The sequence below is a fragment of the Nocardioides sp. genome, assembly GCF_035429765.1.
In the GTDB taxonomy this organism is placed as follows: Bacteria; Actinomycetota; Actinomycetes; order Propionibacteriales; family Nocardioidaceae; genus Nocardioides.
Map to the genome: position 1 here is coordinate 1 of NZ_DAOMFK010000278.1, position 2,998 is coordinate 2,998.

The 2,998-nt window shown below is 74.5% G+C and carries 4 protein-coding genes; 2 read left to right on the forward strand and 2 right to left on the reverse strand.

Features of this window, described 5'->3' with window-relative positions; all coding sequences use genetic code 11:
* Positions 1-400: DinB family protein (locus tag PLP61_RS16070; RefSeq protein WP_324503771.1), on the forward strand; the 400-nt coding region annotated here is incomplete at its 5' end.
* Between the two features lie 15 nt (positions 401-415).
* Here PLP61_RS16070 and PLP61_RS16075 read toward each other — a convergent pair.
* Positions 416-796, reverse strand: a complete 381-nt coding sequence (locus PLP61_RS16075) for a LysM peptidoglycan-binding domain-containing protein (RefSeq protein WP_324503772.1) — start codon at positions 794-796, stop codon at positions 416-418.
* A 318-nt stretch (positions 797-1,114) separates the two neighbouring features.
* Here PLP61_RS16075 and lexA point away from each other — a divergent pair, with 318 nt between their 5' ends.
* Positions 1,115-1,870 carry a transcriptional repressor LexA gene (gene lexA, locus PLP61_RS16080; protein WP_324503773.1) on the forward strand — a complete coding sequence of 252 codons (756 nt, stop codon included), beginning with the start codon at positions 1,115-1,117 and terminating at the stop codon, positions 1,868-1,870.
* Between the two features lie 15 nt (positions 1,871-1,885).
* On the opposite strand, the gene PLP61_RS16085 is transcribed toward lexA, so the two are convergent.
* A partial coding sequence (locus PLP61_RS16085; protein WP_324503775.1) for an ATP-dependent DNA helicase occupies positions 1,886-2,998 on the reverse strand: 1,113 nt, incomplete at its 5' end.

Consider the following 2,998-nt stretch of genomic DNA (forward strand, 5'->3'; position numbering starts at 1 on the left):
GGCCGTGGAGCTGCCGGCCGTCCCGTCGGCGGACGTGGGCGCGGTCGGCGCCTGGCAGGTGCACGCCGACGCGGTACAGGCCCTGCTGGAGGACCCGGCGACCCAGGGACGCGTGCTGCGCAACCCGCACCTGGGCGAGCTCCCGCTCGCGGAGGCGGTGGACCGGTTCTACACGACCGACGTCTTCCTGCACACCTGGGACCTGGCCCGGGCCACCGGGCAGGACGACCGCCTGGACGCCGAGGTCTGCGCCGACCTGCTGGCCGGCATGGAGCCGATGGAGGAGGTGATCCGCGGCTCGGGACAGTACGGCGCGCGGGTCCCCGTCCCGGCGGACGCCGACGTGCAGTCCCGGCTGCTCGGGTTCATCGGCCGTGACCCCGCGTGGGTCCGGCCGTAGCCGTCACGCTCCCGGTCACTCGCTGACCGGGACGCGCAGCTTCTGCCCCACCTGGACGAGGGCGGAGTCCAGGGCATTGAGCCGCTGGATCCGCTCCACCATGGCGCGCACGTCGCCGTCGGTCGTCAGGTCGGAGGCCAGGCCCCAGAGGGTGTCGCCCTCGTCGACCATCACCACCCGGGTGGGCTCCGGGGGGCCGGGCCGCTCGGTGGCGACCGAGCCCGCCCCGAGCACCAGGACCACGCCGAGCAGCAGGCCCAGCGCCAGCAGCCAGACGACGACCCTTCCGCGTCGGGTCAGCCGGACGTGGCCGGAGCCGGACCTGGCCGGGGCCTGGGGGCGGGCGGTGCGCTCGCCCCGGGTCGGGTGGATGTGGGTGACGGCGACGGTGCTCATCGGGGCCTCCTGGGGAAGTGGTGTCGGCCGGTGGTGGTGCGTCGGTCCTTGTCTAGCGGTGGCCACCGACAGTCCTGCCGGCCTCCTCCCGGCGGGCCGCGAGCCCCGCCCGCCCCGCCGCTCCGGGGCCACTCGATCAGACGTTCGATCGAACACATGTACGACGGTAGAGCACGTGTTCGAATCGCGCAAGCCCCGCTCGGCCCCGCGCGAACGGCCACCGGCGCGCGACACGCCGTTCGAACACCTGTTTGAACTTGGCCCGCCGACGGGCTAGCGTGGCCTCACCCACTTCGGCAAGCAGGAGGCACCCCGGCGATGGCCAGAACCCCGCGGCACCACAGCGGCTCCCAGGCGGGCACTCCCCGCGCCACGGTGAGCGAGCTTCCCGACGGTCCCGCCGACGCCACCGGCCTCACCCCGCGCCAGCAGCGGGTGCTGGCCCACATCAAGGACTCCATCGAGCAGCGGGGCTACCCGCCGAGCATGCGCGAGATCGGTGACGCGGTGGGGCTGACCAGCTCCTCGAGCGTGGCCCACCAGCTGAAGGTGCTCGAGCAGAAGGGCTACCTCAAGCGCGACCCCAACCGGCCCCGGGCTCTGGAGGTGTTCCTGCCCGAGGTGATGGCGGCCCGGCGGGCCATCTCCGCCGCCGACGAGTCCAGCCTGGACCCGACCGGGGTGGGCGACGCGCTGCCGGCCGCCTCCTACGTCCCTGTGGTGGGCCGGATCGCGGCCGGTGGCCCGATCCTGGCCGAGGAGCGTGTCGAGGACGTCTTCCCGCTGCCGCGCCAGCTGGTGGGCGAGGGCACCCTGTTCCTGCTCGAGGTCTCCGGCGACTCGATGATCGAGGCCGCCATCTGCGACGGCGACTACGTCGTGATCCGCCAGCAGCCGACGGCCAACAACGGCGAGATCGTCGCGGCGATGATCGACGGTGAGGCCACCGTGAAGACCTTCCAGCGGCGCGACGGGCAGGTCTGGCTGCTCCCGCAGAACGCCGCCTACGACCCGATCGACGGCACCCACGCCACGATCCTGGGCAAGGTCACCGCGGTCCTGCGCCGGGTCTGAGGACCGACCGCGGGGTCAGCGCGCGGCGGCGAGCCGGGCCAGGGCGGTGCGCACCACGGCGGGATCGGTCGTCGGCCACATGGGGGGCAGACTGGCCTTGAGGAACCCGCCGTAGCGTGCCGTGACCAGCCGGGGGTCCAGCACCGCGACGACCCCGCGGTCCTCGGTGGTGCGGATCAGGCGACCGGCCCCCTGGGCGAGCAGCAGCGCGGCGTGGGTGGCCGCGACCTGCATGAACCCGTTGCCGCCCGCCTTGTCGGCGGCCCGCTGCCGCGCCGACATCAGCGGGTCGTCAGGGCGCGGGAAGGGGATCCGGTCGATGAGGACGAGCTGGCAGGTGTCGCCCGGCACGTCCAGCCCCTGCCAGAGGCTGAGCGTGCCGAACAGGCAGGTGTGCGGGTCGGCCACGAACTGTCTGGCCAGCTCGGGGAGCTGGGCCTCCCCCTGGGCCAGCGTGGTGAGGTGCGGGAGCCGCTCCCGGACCGTCGCCGCCGCCTCCTCCGCGGCGCGCCGCGAGGAGAACAGCCCCAACGTCCGGCCGTCCGCGGCGTCGACCAGCTCGCAGATCTCCTCCAGGCGGGCCGGGCCCAGCCCGTCCCTGCCGGGCGGGGGCAGGTGCCGGGCGACGTAGAGGATCGCCTGCCGGGAGTAGTCGAAGGGCGAGCCGACGTCCAGCCCACGCCAGCCGATCACGTCGTCCCCGGCCGGCGGCCCCTCGTCGTCCTCCTCGGCGAGCCGCTCGGAGGGCCTGAGCCCGACCGAGGTCGCCACCGCGGAGAAGTCCCCGCCGAGCCGCAGCGTCGCGGAGGTGAGCACGACGCTCTTGCCGCGGAACAGCTTCTCCCGCAGCGGTCCCCACACCTCCAGCGGCGCCACGCACAGGCGCGCGGGCACCCGGTCGCCGGCCTCGGCCAGCCACAAGACGTCGCTCTCGACCCCGGCCGCCATCCGCTCGGCGGTGACGAAGACCTCCTGCACCATCCCCCGGGCCTGGCTGCGGCCGGCGTCGGCCTCCTCCGCGTCGGACTCCTTGGGGTACGCCGACAGGCAGGCGCGGGCGGCGTCGCGGACCAGCACTAGCGCGTCGGCCAGCCGCTCGAGGACCTCAGCGAAACGCCTGGGGGCCCA

Coding starts and splice junctions, on each gene's coding strand:
- PLP61_RS16075 (WP_324503772.1), bottom strand. CDS start 796: ATGAGCACCGTCGCCGTCACCCACATCCACCCGACCCGGGGCGAGCGC.
- lexA (WP_324503773.1), top strand. CDS start 1,115: ATGGCCAGAACCCCGCGGCACCACAGCGGCTCCCAGGCGGGCACTCCC.